Genomic DNA, 13,090 nt, shown 5'->3' on the forward strand with positions numbered 1-13,090 from the left:
CGACAATCTATGATTTATCAAGAAAAATTTGATCGGTGGAAATGCTGTGTTATTATTCCCACTTATAATAACCAAAAAACGCTTGCGCGCGTGATAAAAGATGTGCAGCGTTTTACCTCAAATATTATTCTTGTAAATGATGGTTCTACCGATGATACTTCAAAAATTTTAGCTGATTTCCCTGAAATTGAACAACTTCATTTTCAACAAAATAAAGGAAAAGGGCGTGCGTTAAAAGCAGGTTTTAAAGCTGCCGGAACGTTAGGATACGACTTTGCAATTACCATAGATTCCGACGGTCAGCATTTTGCAGACGACTTTAAGGTTTTTTTAAACGAACTAGAAAAGCACGACGGCCAAGAAATGTTGCTAATTGGATCTCGTAAAATGGACGGCCCAAATGTGCCGAAACAAAATAGTTTTGGAAATAAATTCTCAAGTTGGTGGGTTTACATAGAAACCGGCGTAAATTTAGAAGACTCGCAATGCGGTTATCGCTTGTACCCACTTCGAGTGGTGAATGCGATGAAATTATTTACCCCAAAATTTGAGTTTGAAATTGAAGTTATTGTAAAAGCTTCTTGGCGAAAAATTCCGGTGAAAAATATACCTATAAAAGTACTTTACGATCCCGATGAACGTGTTAGCCATTTTAGGCCATTTATAGATATTGTTCGCATTACGCTTTTAAATATTTGGTTTGTATTTGTTGCGTTTTTGTTTATTATTCCACAAAAGAGATTCAAAGAGTTTAAACGAAAAAAACGGAAAGAAATTTGGCGTGACGATATTTTAAAAATAGACGAACCGCCACATAAAAAAGCTTTTGCGATTGCATTAGGAATCTTTATTGGTATTTCACCTTTTTGGGGTTTACAAACCTTATTGGTTTTCTTTTTGGCGCAACTTTTTAAGCTAAATAAAGTAGTTGCTTTTCTATTTTCTAACATTAGTATTCCACCATTTATTCCCTTTATTGTTTATGCGAGTTACCGTGTTGGTGGGGTTATTTTAGGCAATACAAATGAGTTTCATTTTTCATTTGACAGTATTGAGAGTTCACTTGCTATTTTATTGGAAATGAAACAATACCTTATTGGCAGCTTTAGTTTGGCTATTTTGGCAGCAGCTTTTGTCGGATTCATTTTTTACATTGTATTTTTAGTGTTAGCTAAAGCAAAAAAGCCTTTGTAAGTGATTGCACGATTCTTTATAAATACATTTCAGAAATTTCAACAGTATAAAATTATTGGTTTTCTGCTGTTACTTATTTTTTTGTTAGTTGCAAGTTTTGGTGCTTTTCAATTAAACTTTAAAGAAGATATTGCTGCACTTATTCCTAAAAATGAAAAAGCAGAGGAGTTGCAAAAAATCTTGAATACGGTAGATTTTTCTGATAAAATCATTGTGAATTTTTCAGCAGAAAGTAAGCCTCAGGCTCTTAACTCTTTTGGCAGTGCCAATAAAAATCAGAAAGATGAATTAGTAAAAGTTGCCCAACAGTTTTTAGATTCTATCGTAAAATTACAACCCGCTTATATTGAGAAAATCCAAGGAAAAGTTTCTTCTGATGAAATGGATAAAACCTATGCTTTTGTTCAGCAAAATTTACCGTTATTTTTAGCGGAAGAAGATTATAAAACTTTAGAACGTCGCATAACGAAAGATAGTTTAGCAGCTAAATTAAAAGGTGTTTATAAAAGTTTACTTTCTCCGGCAGGCTCTTTCACAAAAAAATATTTATTAAAAGATCCCTTGCAAATTACGCCGCTAGGCTTAGAGAAATTGAAGCAATTACGAGTAGGAGAGGAGTACCAACTTTATCAGAATTTTTTATTGGCCAATAGCGGTAGAAATTTACTGCTCTTTATTAGTCCCTCATTCCAAAAAAACGATGCCGAAAAAGCAGAAGAATTTGTTGAAAAATTAACCGAACTATCCATAAAAGTAAGTCCGAAAAATAATTCTATAAAAATACATTCGTTTGGTTCTGTATTTTATAGCGTAGCCAATGCAAAACGTATAAAAGCCGATATTCAATGGACTTTAGGGATCGCATTATCCATTTTACTGGTCTTGTTAATTTACTTTTACAGGAAAATATATATTCCACTAATTTTATTTTTACCCAGTATTTTTGGTGCTATTAGCGCACTTGCCATGTTGTTTGTTTTTCAGCAAGAAATATCTTTGATTGCTTTAGGAATTGGCGCTGTTTTGTTGGGAATTTCGTTAGATTATGGGTTGCACGTTCTTACGCATTACAGAAATTATACTGATATCAAAAAACTTTACCAAGAAGTAAGCAGTGCAATTTTAATGAGCAGTTTAACTACCGCAACTGCTTTTTTTTGTTTGCTATTTGTAGAAAGTGAAGCCTTAAATGATTTAGGGGTTTTTGCAGGAATTAGTGTAATTATAGCTGCGGTATTTTCGTTGCTTTTGATTCCGCAATTTTATCAACCTAAAAAACAGATAGCGCAAAAAAATACATTTATAGATCGCTTAGCAAGTTTTCCTTTTGAGAAATCGAATATACTTTTAATTGTTTTAGGAATTGCTTTAATTTTTGGCGCAGTTAATTTTTATAAGGTTGGTTTTGAAGAAAATTTATCCAGTTTAAATTATGAACCAAAATCTTTACAACAAGCCAAAGAAGAGCTTTCAACGATTACGTATCAAGATCAAAAAACCCTGTATTTAATTTCTCACGGAAATAGTTTAAGTGAAGCTTTAGCAACAAATGCTTTAGTAACAAAAAAAATAAACGATCTTCAAGAAAAAGATGAAATTCTTTCCTTTAGCAGTGTTGGCGGTTTAGTTTTAAGCCGAGAACAACAACTCCAAAAACTAAAAAAATGGGATAATTTTTGGTCAACTGATCGTAAAAAAACACTTCAGCAGAATTTAATTGAAGAAGGAAAAAAACTAGGATTTAAAGCTTCAACCTTTTCAGATTTTTTTGAAAAAATCAACCAAAATTATCAACCTATTTCTTTAGCCGCTTATAAAGTGAATCCTAATTTTCCTGTAAATGAATTTATTAGTGAAAATGGAAATAATTTTCATACCGTACTAAGTTCGGTAAAACTATCAGAAAATAAAATTGAAGCCTTTAAAACGCATTTTAACAATCAGAAAAACTTGACTATAATTGATCGACAAGCTTTGAATCAAAATTTATTTGGCGGATTAAAAATGCATTTCAATAGTTTGATTTTATATTCTTTTGGAGCAATTTTCTTACTTTTACTAGTGTTTTACAAGAACATTCGTTTAAGCTTAATTACGCTTCTACCTATCGGTATTACTTGGATTATAGCAATGGGAATGATGTACCTTTTTAACATACAATTCAATATTTTTAATGTCATTATTTCTACTTTCATTTTTGGACTTGGCGTCGATTACAGTATTTTTGTAACCAATGCTTTGCGTCATAAACAAAAAGATGAAAATTATAAGTTGCAAACCCATAAAACTTCCATTATACTTTCAGTTTTCACAACATTATTAGGAATGGGAGCTTTAATTTTTGCGGTTCATCCGGCTTTAAAATCAGTTGCTATTATTTCCATCATCGGAATTTTAACGGCAGTCTTGGTTTCGTTCTGCATTCAACCTTTTATCTTTAAACTTTTGATGAATTTCCCTAAAAATAATGACTAATAAAAGTAGTTTCATATCAATATATAAAGTCATTAGTTGGGGATTTTTATGCTTAATTTTTCAGGCTTGTGGGGTTCAGAAATCCTTAGAAGACCGACCTGAAAAAACAAGACTAGATCAAGCTTTACCGGAAAGAATTCAGCTGAATCAAACTACTTTTCAACTCAAAAACAACCGACTACAAAAAAACAAAGAAGGTCTTTGGGAACTTTATGTAGAAGGCGATCCATTAGAACGCGGCTACGCAATTGGCTCCTTATCTAAAGAGCTAATCCAAAAACAGGAACGCGTTTTCATGGAAGCGGTTTTAGAACAAGTAGATTCGGAGTCTTACCAGAAATTTTTGAGTAAGATAATCGCTTGGTATAACCGAAAACTTTACCAGCACGTAAACGAAGAATTTAAGCAAGAAATTTACGGAATATCCCGTTTCAACACCGGTGAATATGATAATTTTGCCAAACCTTATGTGCGGTCTTTATATTTGCATGGCGCACACGATATTGGTCACGCCTTGCAAGATCTAATGTTAGTAGGTTGTACTTCATTTGCTGCTTGGGGCGAAAAAACAAGCGACGGACAATTATTAGTAGGCCGAAACTTTGACTTTTATGCAGGTGATCAATTTTCGGAAGAAAAAATTATTGCTTTTATCAAACCAACACAAGGTCATCCGTTTATGATGTACACCTGGCCCGGGTTTATTGGCGCAGTTAGCGGAATGAACAAAGAAGGCTTAACCGTAACCATAAACGCCGGAAAATCTAAAATTCCGTTGATTGCAAAAACACCTATTTCTTTAGTGGCGCGTGAAATTTTACAATATGCAAAAACCACTACAGAAGCCATTGAGATTGCGAGAAAGAAAGAAGTTTTTGTATCAGAATCCATTATGGTTTCTAGCGCTATCGATAAAAAAGCGGTATTGATAGAGGTTTCCCCTAAAAATTTTGGGGTTTATGAAGTTGAAAATTCTAATCATTTGAGTTGTTCAAATCATTTTCAAAGTGAAGCATATGCTAATGATAAACGGAATTTAGCAAGTATTGAAAACAGCCATACGCAAGCACGTTTTGATAGAATGGAAGAATTAATTCAAGAAAAGAATACATTAAACCCCAAAAAAGCGGCAGAAATCTTACGAAATAAAAAAGGAGTAGCAGATGCTATTCTAGGCTTTGGAAATGAGTTGGCTATCAATCAATTGCTTGCCCACCACAGTATTATTTTTAAACCTGAAGAAAAACAAGTCTGGGTGTCTACAAATCCTTATCAATTAGGGGCTTATGTTGCGTATGATTTAGATGAAGTCTTTGCTGAAGAGTCAAAATTAAAATCAATAGATTCCTTAAAAATTGAAGCAGATCCTTTTTTGTTTACTGAAGAATTTAAAGATTATGAAAAATTTAGAGCTCAAAAAAAGATTATAGAAAAATCTATTCAGCAAAAAGAACAAATTTCCTCAAAAAAATTAACAGCGTTTATCAGTTTAAATACGGACTTTTGGGAAACACACTTTTTAGTTGGTAAATATTATTACGAACAAAAGGACTATAAAAAAGCCATTATAAATTTTAAACAAGCCTTGCGCAGAGAAGTAACAAGCTTAGCTGATGAAGAAATGTTGAAAAAGTACCTAAAAAAAAGTTATCGGAAATTATAAATGAAAATAGGATCTAATCATATTAAAAATTGGCAAGAAAATCAGCAAGAATTATTGCAACAGCAAATACTATATATTGCAGAACATTCCCCATATTATCAACGTATTTTTAAGGAGAATAAGCTTGATATTAGTGATTTTTCTTTAGTAGATTTTTCAAAACTTCCCATAACGACAAAAGAAGACTTAGCGCGTTATAATGATGAATTTGTAGCCGTTCCACAGTCAGAAATTATAGATATTGTTACTACCTCAGGAACCTTGGGAGAGCCGGTTAGCTTTGCGTTAAATGAGGATGATTTACAACGCTTGGCAACCAATGAGGAGCAATCTTTTCAGCAAATTGGTATTACAAAAAACGATGTTGTACAAATAACCACCACCTTAGATCGTCAGTTTGTAGCTGGTTTAGCATACTTTTTAGGCTTACGAAAACTCGGTGCGGGCATTATTCGTTTAGGCGCCGGAATACCAGAATTGCAGTGGAAATCTATTCTCCGTTTTCAGCCTACTTACCTCATTAGCGTTCCTTCTTTTTTACTGAAACTGATTGATTATGCTGAAAAAAACGGAATTGATTGCAATAAAACTTCTATAAAAGGAGCTATTTGCATTGGCGAACCGATTAGAAATGAAAATTTTGAATTGAATCCCTTAGGCCAAAAAATCACAGCGCATTGGGGTATTGAATTATTTTCAACCTATGCCTCAACAGAAATGTGTACCGCATTTACCGAATGTAAAGCCCATGAAGGAAACCATATCCAAGAAGATTTAATTTTTACAGAAGTTTTAGACGACAATGGAAATCCTGTAAAAGATGGCGAAATAGGCGAATTAACGATTACTACCTTAGGTGTACAAACGATGCCATTATTGCGATATCAGACCGGCGATATGGTAAAGAAAATTAGTTCAACATGTTCTTGCGGAAAAAATGGCGAAAGAATTTCAGCCGTTTTAGGTAGAAAAAAACAACTGATAAAATATAAAGGAACTAGCATTTATCCCTTACAAATTTTAAATGCCTTAGCTAGTTTTCCTGACCTAAAAAACTACCTTATAATCGCTTCTTCTAATAGTTTAAATGAAGATGTGTTAAGTGTTGTAATTGAATACGATACAACTTTTAAAATTCAACAGAACTTAAGAGAACATCTACAAGCAACTATCCGAGTAATTCCAGAATTAGTACTGTGGAAAAAAGAGACTTTGCAACAAGCAATTTTTAATCCAAAATCCAGGAAACCAATTCGTTTTTTAGATAAGCGAAACTAGTTTTTTCTACAAAACAAAACTACTTTTTCTTGATTTTCTAAGCTTGTAAAAAATAGATAAACATGACCCCCGTCTTTTATTGAAAACTTTTTTCTGATCTGCGCAACGGTGAGTGGGAAATTTCTAGTGGTAATATTTGCTTTTTTTAACTGAAGTGATTTTATATTTTTTTTGTTGAAAGGAATAGTTTCCACAATTTTAAAACTTCTTCCGGGAAAATTTATTTTCTCTTCAGAAGTATATAAATGACTGTGTTTTGAAAGTTTAAAGACAGGAAGTTTATTAGAAATACTTAAAAATAAACCACTTTTTAAAATAGCGGAATTTGGTTCATATAAAAATTGAAGTGGTTTTTTATAAGTACCTTCAAGCTGCTTTTCTTCAAAAAAATCACCTTCAAAAAATTGATCCTTTTTTTTAGAAATATTAATTGTTATCAGCGGAATCTCATTCAAATTATTTTGATCCGTTAACACCCATAATAATTCTTTTACTTCATTTTCTAGGGCGACAATATGAATTTCTTTTACATAGTTTAGTTGCTCTATCCCCAGTTGTAAATCGAGTAGAGGAGAGGTCTTTATTAGTATTTGCTTTGATTTTTTTAAAAATAAAGACAGCGAATTCAACACATCCGGTTCGCAGTCTTCTAAGCGAAAAACCTTTCCTTTGACAGAAGAACGGCGCGATGGATCGATAAAAATCCAATCGAATTCTTTATCGCTTTGTTCTAAATATTCAATTCCGTTGCCGGCATAAAATTCACAATTTTTTTTACTCGATAAGTGTTTAAAGTTATGTTCGGCTAATGTAGAAAGGTCGGTATTTAGTTCACAATGAGTTATTTGATCTACTTTTTTAGAAAAATAAAGAGAATCTATTCCAAAACCACCGGTAAGATCAATTAAGTTTTCACCTTTAACTAAGGTACTTTTATATGCTGCAGTTTTTTCGGAAGAGGTCTGCTCTAAATTTAAAGTTTTCGGATATAAAACGGACTCGCAGTTATACCAACTTGGTAATTTTGACTTTGCTTTTTTTCGCGCTTCTACTTGTTGTGCTAAAGTCTGAATTGTAATATCCGGAAAAGGACTTCCTTTGAGAATTAAACGTGAAATATCTTCGTTCTCATTCCTTTTTATAAATTTCTGAACTTCTGGTTTTAATAATTTCAACGGAAGCATTCTATAAATCTTTTGTCAGTTTTTTGACGATTTTATATTCGCTAAATGCTTCTTTCGCAATTACTTTAATGGCGGTGTACACCGGGATTGCAACAATCATCCCGATCACATTAAACATTAAACCTGAGATTAATATGATCAAGAAAATTTCTAGCGGATGAGATTTTACACTTTTCCCGAAAATAAGCGGCTGATTGATAAAATTGTCAATCAATTGGGCGATAGAATATCCGGCTAACACATAAAGCATTCGAGGTAAAATTACCGTAGAAAATTCGGCTCCAAGATTACTGGAGATTACAAAAAGCATCATTAAGATTCCTGCGAATAGTGGCCCTAAATAAGGGACTATATTTAAAAATGCACATATAAATGCAATAGCAATCGGGTTATCCACTTTAAAGGCTGTCAGTAAAATTGTGTACAAAACAAACAATACAAAAATTTGTAAAGTTAAGCCTACAAAGTAGCGGGATAGCAAAACTTTGATTTTATGAAAAACGCGTTTAAAACGTTCTTCTTCACCTACATTTGAAAAAACAAGCACACTATTCAGCATTAATTTACTGTCTTTCAGCAAGAAAAAAGAAATAAATAAAACAGAAAATAAGGCAATAAAAGTGGCTCCCAATCCGCCAAAAACCATATTTAGAAAATTGGGAATCAGTTTTAAATCAAAATTTTTAATAAAACTTGTACGCTGTAACCCTTCAACAATATTAATTTGTTCCTGTAACCCAAGATATTCACGCACTTGAACATTTAAAATATTAAGGTCGTTTTTAAAAGCTTCAATATCAATTTGACTTAAGTTTTTGCTTTGTTCTACCACAATAGGAATAAACAAACCAATAAGTCCCACAACGACAGCTAAAACAAGTACTAAAACAGTTATAACCGCTAATTGATTAGGGAACTTAAGTTTTTCTTTCAAGAAAATAACAACAGGTCTTCCTATTAAAGCGATTACTGCTGCAATAGCAATGTAAACGATAACAGATTGAACTTCCCAAATAAAATATAATAGAAGAATAATCCCGGCGATAATACCGAGTGCTTTTAATATTCCGGTGGCTAAGGTTTTTGAATTCACAGTGCTAAAGGTATTATTTCTTTTGTAAAGCGAGTAATTTTTTTGTGATTTCGTAAAGAGCAATTCCTCCGGCTTGAGCTACGTTCATACTGCTGTTTTTACCAAACATTTGTATATGAACAACTTTATGTGCTTTTTGCAGGATTTCTTGATTTACTCCAAAATTTTCTTCCCCTAAAATAAGTATTATTTTTTCGTTTGCTTTTAGTTGAATGGAAGCTATAGATTCACTATTATCAGTTATTTCTAAGCAAAATAATTGATAGCCTTTTCCTTGATAATCTGTTAGGGTTTGTTGAATATTTTCAGTAATTTCATGAGGAACATAATTTACGGTAGAACGTGCTGTTCTTCTTAATCTGTTACTGTTTAAATTAATATTTTTTCCTGAAAGAATTAATTTTTCAACCTGAAAAGCATCAGCTAATCGAAACAAACTTCCCATATTTGCCGGACTTTGTAAGTTATCAGCTATTAAAATTATTGGGAATTTTTTTTCAGAAAACTTAGCGTTTGTATGATCTAACTGCATTGCCATAGTTTAATTTTCAAAAGCATATTTTACAATATTAGCTCCCATTTTTAAAGCTTTTAAACGGACATCTTCAGGATCATTATGCACTTCTTTATTTTCCCATCCATCTCCTAAATCACTTTCTAGGGTAAATAAGAGTACTAATCTGTTTTCATCAAAAATTCCAAAAGCTTGCGGTTTTTTTCCGTCGTGTTCGTGAATTTTAGGCAAACCTTTTGGAAATTCATAAGCACTGGAAAAAATGGAATGATTCGCGCCAAGTTCTTTTAATTCTTGATTTGGAAATATTTTTTTTATTTCCTTTTGTATATATTCATTCATTCCGTAATTGTCATCAATATGTAAAAACCCGCCACCAAGTAAATATTTCCGTAATTGACTGGCGTCTTCTTCGCTAAAAAACACATTTCCATGACCCGTCATATGAATAAGCGGATATGAAAATAAATCAACGTCACTTGCTTCTACAGTTACCGGTTCGGGATTAATACGCGTTTTAATATGCTCATTACAAAACTTTATTAAATTAGGTAGAGCAGTAGGGTTACTGTACCAATCGCCACCACCGCCATATTTTAAAACGCCAATTTCTTGTGCTTGAGCAAAAAACGTAAAAAAACAGCAGAGTAAAAGAACGAAAACACGTTTCATAAACAAAAATTTCTGGAAATATACGGAATTAATCGTGTTTTAAACCCTGAGAACTATTCTGTATGTGAAATTTTAATGATGATTTTTTAATTTTTTTCTATATATTTAAATGTTATTTAATTTAATAGTGTTGATTTAAACTTAAAAATTATGAAAGATTATATAAAAATTTTAACGGATACTTCAATCATTGTAAATAGGATCGTTGCTTTATTAGAGCAAAAAAACATTTCTATACGTATTCGAGATAATGTTGAGTCAGGACGATTAGCTGGTTTTGGAGTTCAGCAAAACGATGTAGAACTGTATGTTCATAAAGCGGACTATAATAATGCTCAACAACTTATTGAAGGTTTTAGGGAAGAACAAGAATTGTAGGAAGGCCTTTATTTATAAAATGTAATTATTATGAAAAAGTTATGCTTATTATTTTTTTTCTTGACATTTACAATTTCGCTATTTGGGCAAGTAAAACCGGTAGAAAACTTGAGTTGGACCCATTGGTATGATTATGGCAATAATTATTTTAAATTAGAATGGGAGGAACCAAAAAAACCTCATAATCAAATTATTGGATATAACATATATAGAGAAAATAACTTATTTATTTTCATTAATGAAACTTCAATTTATAATGTTAAAAGTTCCGTTACCCCTCCAAATGTATCGAATTGTGGCGGAGAAGATTTTATTCTTTATAGTAATTTAAATGGATTTACAGCTTATGTAACAGTGGTGTATTCAGACGAAATTGAGTCGGATCCTAAATCAATAGAAATTAGCGGTCCGCTTTTAAGTACTGATAAAAATGAACATAAAAAAGTTAAAATTTATCCTAATCCATCCGAGGGGTTGGTAAACATTCAAAATAGTAGTTTAATAAAAATTCAAATTTTCAATTTAAATGGTAAATTGATTAAAGAATGTAAACCAGATAATGAAATTGATTTATCAGAAATTTCAAAAGGAGTTTACCTTATAAAATTATTTTCAGAAAAAAACGTATCCTTAGAAAAGCTCATTCTAAAATAACGATTTTCCTATATTATTTGAATCAATAAAATAATTGATAATTTACATTAACTATTTATCTTTATTTGAAATAAATGTATTTACCTAAAAGAATATTGCTTTCAAGCTATAATTTATCAAACCTATTCATGCACCAAATTTATTGTATGACAAGCAACAATGGCAGCAGTTTCGGTACGTAAACGGTTTTTTCCTAAACTTACCGGTTTGTAATTTTTTTGTAATGCAGTTTTTATTTCTTCGGAAGAAAAATCGCCTTCCGGACCAATTAAAATCGTGTAATTTTGCTGGAGTTCAATATTATTTTTCAACGGATTTTTTTCTTCATCTTCTTCACAATGCGCGATAAAACAATCGTCTGTATTTTCTTGATTGATGAAGTCTTGAAAAGAAATAGGTTCTGCTAATTCAGGTATATTATATTGCAAAGACTGTTTAAGCGCGCTTTGTAAAATTCGTTCAAAACGATCTAACTTCACTACTTTACGTTCACTGTGATCACAAATTATCGGTGTGATTTTATCGATACCAATTTCAGTGGCTTTTTCTAAAAACCATTCAAACCGATCATTTTTTTTAGTAGGCGCAATAGCTATATGAATTTTATAAGATCTTTTTTCTTCAATTTCAATCGACTCAATTTCAGCTAAACATTTATTATGGTTGTTGTTTAGTAAGCGCGTATTAAATAAAATTCCTTTACCATTGGTAACAAGCAATTGATCGCCAATTTGTTTACGGAGTACTTTTACAATGTGCTTGCTTTCATCTTTAGGGAATTGCACTTGTTTATCGTCTTGCTGAAGTGAGGGATTAAAAAAAAGTTGCATAAATTTTATTTAAAAACGATACCGTGATTTTGCACTAATAGAAGCATCTGTAAAATCCTTCTTTAAAAACTTATAATGGCCTACAATGGCAATCATTGCAGCATTATCTGTGGTATATTCAAATTTTGGGACATAGGTTTTCCATCCCCATTGTTTTTCGGTTATTTTTAAAGCTTCTCGAATACCTGAATTAGCAGAAACACCACCACCAATCGCAATCTGATTTATTCCGGTTTGTTTTACGGCTTTTTTTAATTTATTTAAAATGATTTTTACAATGGTATGTTGAAATGAAGCGCAAATGTCAACAAGGTTTTCTTCAATAAATTTTGGATTTTTTTCCATTTCGCGCTGTAAAAAATATAACATAGAAGTTTTTAAACCGCTAAAACTAAAATCGAGATCTTTTACATTTGGTTGTGGAAATTGAAAAGCCTTCGGGTTTCCTTGCTTAGCGTATTTATCTATCAGCGGGCCAGCAGGATAGGGGAGTTCTAGCATTTTACCGCATTTATCAAAAGCTTCTCCTACCGCATCATCTAAGGTTTCACCTATTACTTCCATATCAAAATAATCATCCACTTTTACAATTTGTGTATGACCGCCGCTAATGGTCATTCCTAAAAAAGGAAAGCTAGGTTTTTCAAAGCCATCTTCTTCAATAAAATGAGCTAATAAATGCGCTTGCATATGGTTTACTTCAATCAACGGAATCTGTAAAGCCATAGCCATAGATTTTGCAAAAGAAATGCCTACAAGTAAGGAACCCATCAATCCGGGTCCGCGCGTAAAGGCAACTCCACTTAAATCTTCTTTGGTAATTCCCGCTTTTTCAATAGCTTGATGTATAACCGGAACAATATTTTGTTGATGCGCTCTAGAAGCTAGTTCTGGTACTACACCACCATATTCTTCGTGTATTTTTTGCGTGGCTACAACATTGCTCAAAATTTTTCCGTTACAAAGTACAGCTGCCGCAGTATCATCGCAAGAAGATTCAATACCGAGTATGTAAATATTTTGTGAAGTCATTAAGATTTTTTGGGCATAGAAATTGTTAATATTGATTTTATCCTGCTTAAATTTGCAATTTAATAGAAAGCCGATTAAAACTAGCATTTCTAAAGCAAAATTAGTATTATTCTTTGCAATTAG

The 13,090-nt window shown here is 32.1% G+C and carries 12 protein-coding genes; 6 read left to right on the forward strand and 6 right to left on the reverse strand.

The genetic code is table 11. From position 1 onward, the window contains the following. Positions 1-9 precede the first annotated feature (9 nt). From D9R05_RS00620 to D9R05_RS00635, 4 genes are read left to right on the forward strand one after another with little or no spacing between them, the layout of a single operon-like run. Positions 10-1,194 (forward strand): DUF2062 domain-containing protein, encoded by a 1,185-nt coding sequence (locus D9R05_RS00620; RefSeq protein WP_121665287.1) that lies wholly within the window; start codon positions 10-12, stop codon positions 1,192-1,194. Further along, a complete protein-coding gene (locus D9R05_RS00625; protein ID WP_121665288.1) occupies positions 1,195-3,669 on the forward strand; it encodes an MMPL family transporter in 2,475 nt (824 codons plus the stop codon). Further along, entirely contained in the window at positions 3,662-5,332 is a 1,671-nt protein-coding gene (locus D9R05_RS00630; RefSeq protein WP_121665289.1) for a C45 family autoproteolytic acyltransferase/hydolase, read from the forward strand. Before D9R05_RS00625 ends, D9R05_RS00630 begins: the two co-directional genes overlap by 8 nt. Then, positions 5,333-6,610 carry a phenylacetate--CoA ligase family protein gene (locus tag D9R05_RS00635; protein WP_121665290.1) on the forward strand — a complete coding sequence of 426 codons (1,278 nt, stop codon included), beginning with the start codon at positions 5,333-5,335 and terminating at the stop codon, positions 6,608-6,610. It abuts the gene before it with no gap. Here the strand turns inward: D9R05_RS00635 and D9R05_RS00640 are convergent. From D9R05_RS00640 to D9R05_RS00655, 4 genes are read right to left on the reverse strand one after another with little or no spacing between them, the layout of a single operon-like run. Then, positions 6,607-7,794, reverse strand: a complete 1,188-nt coding sequence (locus D9R05_RS00640; protein WP_121665291.1) for a class I SAM-dependent methyltransferase — start codon at positions 7,792-7,794, stop codon at positions 6,607-6,609. The genes D9R05_RS00635 and D9R05_RS00640 overlap by 4 nt on opposite strands. Before the next feature lies 1 nt (position 7,795). Beyond that, entirely contained in the window at positions 7,796-8,887 is a 1,092-nt protein-coding gene (locus tag D9R05_RS00645; protein WP_121665804.1) for an AI-2E family transporter, read from the reverse strand. 13 nt (positions 8,888-8,900) lie between these two features. Next, a complete protein-coding gene (locus D9R05_RS00650; RefSeq protein WP_240462878.1) occupies positions 8,901-9,425 on the reverse strand; it encodes a TrmH family RNA methyltransferase in 525 nt (174 codons plus the stop codon). Between the two features lie 3 nt (positions 9,426-9,428). Further along, the gene (locus D9R05_RS00655; protein ID WP_121665292.1) at positions 9,429-10,073 is read right to left on the reverse strand and encodes a DUF4159 domain-containing protein; all 645 of its coding nucleotides are present in this window, start codon (positions 10,071-10,073) and stop codon (positions 9,429-9,431) included. 150 nt (positions 10,074-10,223) lie between these two features. Between D9R05_RS00655 and D9R05_RS00660 the strand changes: the two genes are divergently transcribed. Continuing rightward, positions 10,224-10,451, forward strand: coding sequence for a putative signal transducing protein (locus tag D9R05_RS00660; protein WP_121665293.1), 228 nt, complete (start codon positions 10,224-10,226; stop codon positions 10,449-10,451). Positions 10,452-10,481: 30 nt separating this feature from the next. After that, positions 10,482-11,105, forward strand: a complete 624-nt coding sequence (locus tag D9R05_RS00665) for a T9SS type A sorting domain-containing protein (protein ID WP_121665294.1) — start codon at positions 10,482-10,484, stop codon at positions 11,103-11,105. Between the two features lie 122 nt (positions 11,106-11,227). On the opposite strand, the gene D9R05_RS00670 is transcribed toward D9R05_RS00665, so the two are convergent. Both D9R05_RS00670 and tsaD read right to left on the reverse strand, forming a co-directional pair. Then, positions 11,228-11,935, reverse strand: a complete 708-nt coding sequence (locus D9R05_RS00670) for a 16S rRNA (uracil(1498)-N(3))-methyltransferase (RefSeq protein ID WP_121665295.1) — start codon at positions 11,933-11,935, stop codon at positions 11,228-11,230. 9 nt (positions 11,936-11,944) lie between these two features. Beyond that, positions 11,945-12,967 carry a tRNA (adenosine(37)-N6)-threonylcarbamoyltransferase complex transferase subunit TsaD gene (gene tsaD, locus D9R05_RS00675; protein WP_121665296.1) on the reverse strand — a complete coding sequence of 341 codons (1,023 nt, stop codon included), beginning with the start codon at positions 12,965-12,967 and terminating at the stop codon, positions 11,945-11,947. Positions 12,968-13,090 lie beyond the last annotated feature (123 nt).

Source organism: Mesonia aquimarina, from assembly GCF_003667275.1.
GTDB classification, from domain to species: Bacteria; Bacteroidota; Bacteroidia; order Flavobacteriales; family Flavobacteriaceae; genus Mesonia; species Mesonia aquimarina.

Bases quoted from the DNA above. Each gene is read 5' to 3' on its own strand.
- D9R05_RS00635 (WP_121665290.1), top strand. From the start codon at position 5,333: ATGAAAATAGGATCTAATCATATTAAAAATTGGCAAGAAAATCAGCAA.
- D9R05_RS00665 (WP_121665294.1), top strand. From the start codon at position 10,482: ATGAAAAAGTTATGCTTATTATTTTTTTTCTTGACATTTACAATTTCG.
- D9R05_RS00630 (WP_121665289.1), top strand. From the start codon at position 3,662: ATGACTAATAAAAGTAGTTTCATATCAATATATAAAGTCATTAGTTGG.
- D9R05_RS00620 (WP_121665287.1), top strand. From the start codon at position 10: ATGATTTATCAAGAAAAATTTGATCGGTGGAAATGCTGTGTTATTATT.
- D9R05_RS00660 (WP_121665293.1), top strand. From the start codon at position 10,224: ATGAAAGATTATATAAAAATTTTAACGGATACTTCAATCATTGTAAAT.
- D9R05_RS00640 (WP_121665291.1), bottom strand. From the start codon at position 7,794: ATGCTTCCGTTGAAATTATTAAAACCAGAAGTTCAGAAATTTATAAAA.
- D9R05_RS00670 (WP_121665295.1), bottom strand. From the start codon at position 11,935: ATGCAACTTTTTTTTAATCCCTCACTTCAGCAAGACGATAAACAAGTG.
- D9R05_RS00655 (WP_121665292.1), bottom strand. From the start codon at position 10,073: ATGAAACGTGTTTTCGTTCTTTTACTCTGCTGTTTTTTTACGTTTTTT.
- D9R05_RS00650 (WP_240462878.1), bottom strand. From the start codon at position 9,425: ATGGCAATGCAGTTAGATCATACAAACGCTAAGTTTTCTGAAAAAAAA.
- tsaD (WP_121665296.1), bottom strand. From the start codon at position 12,967: ATGACTTCACAAAATATTTACATACTCGGTATTGAATCTTCTTGCGAT.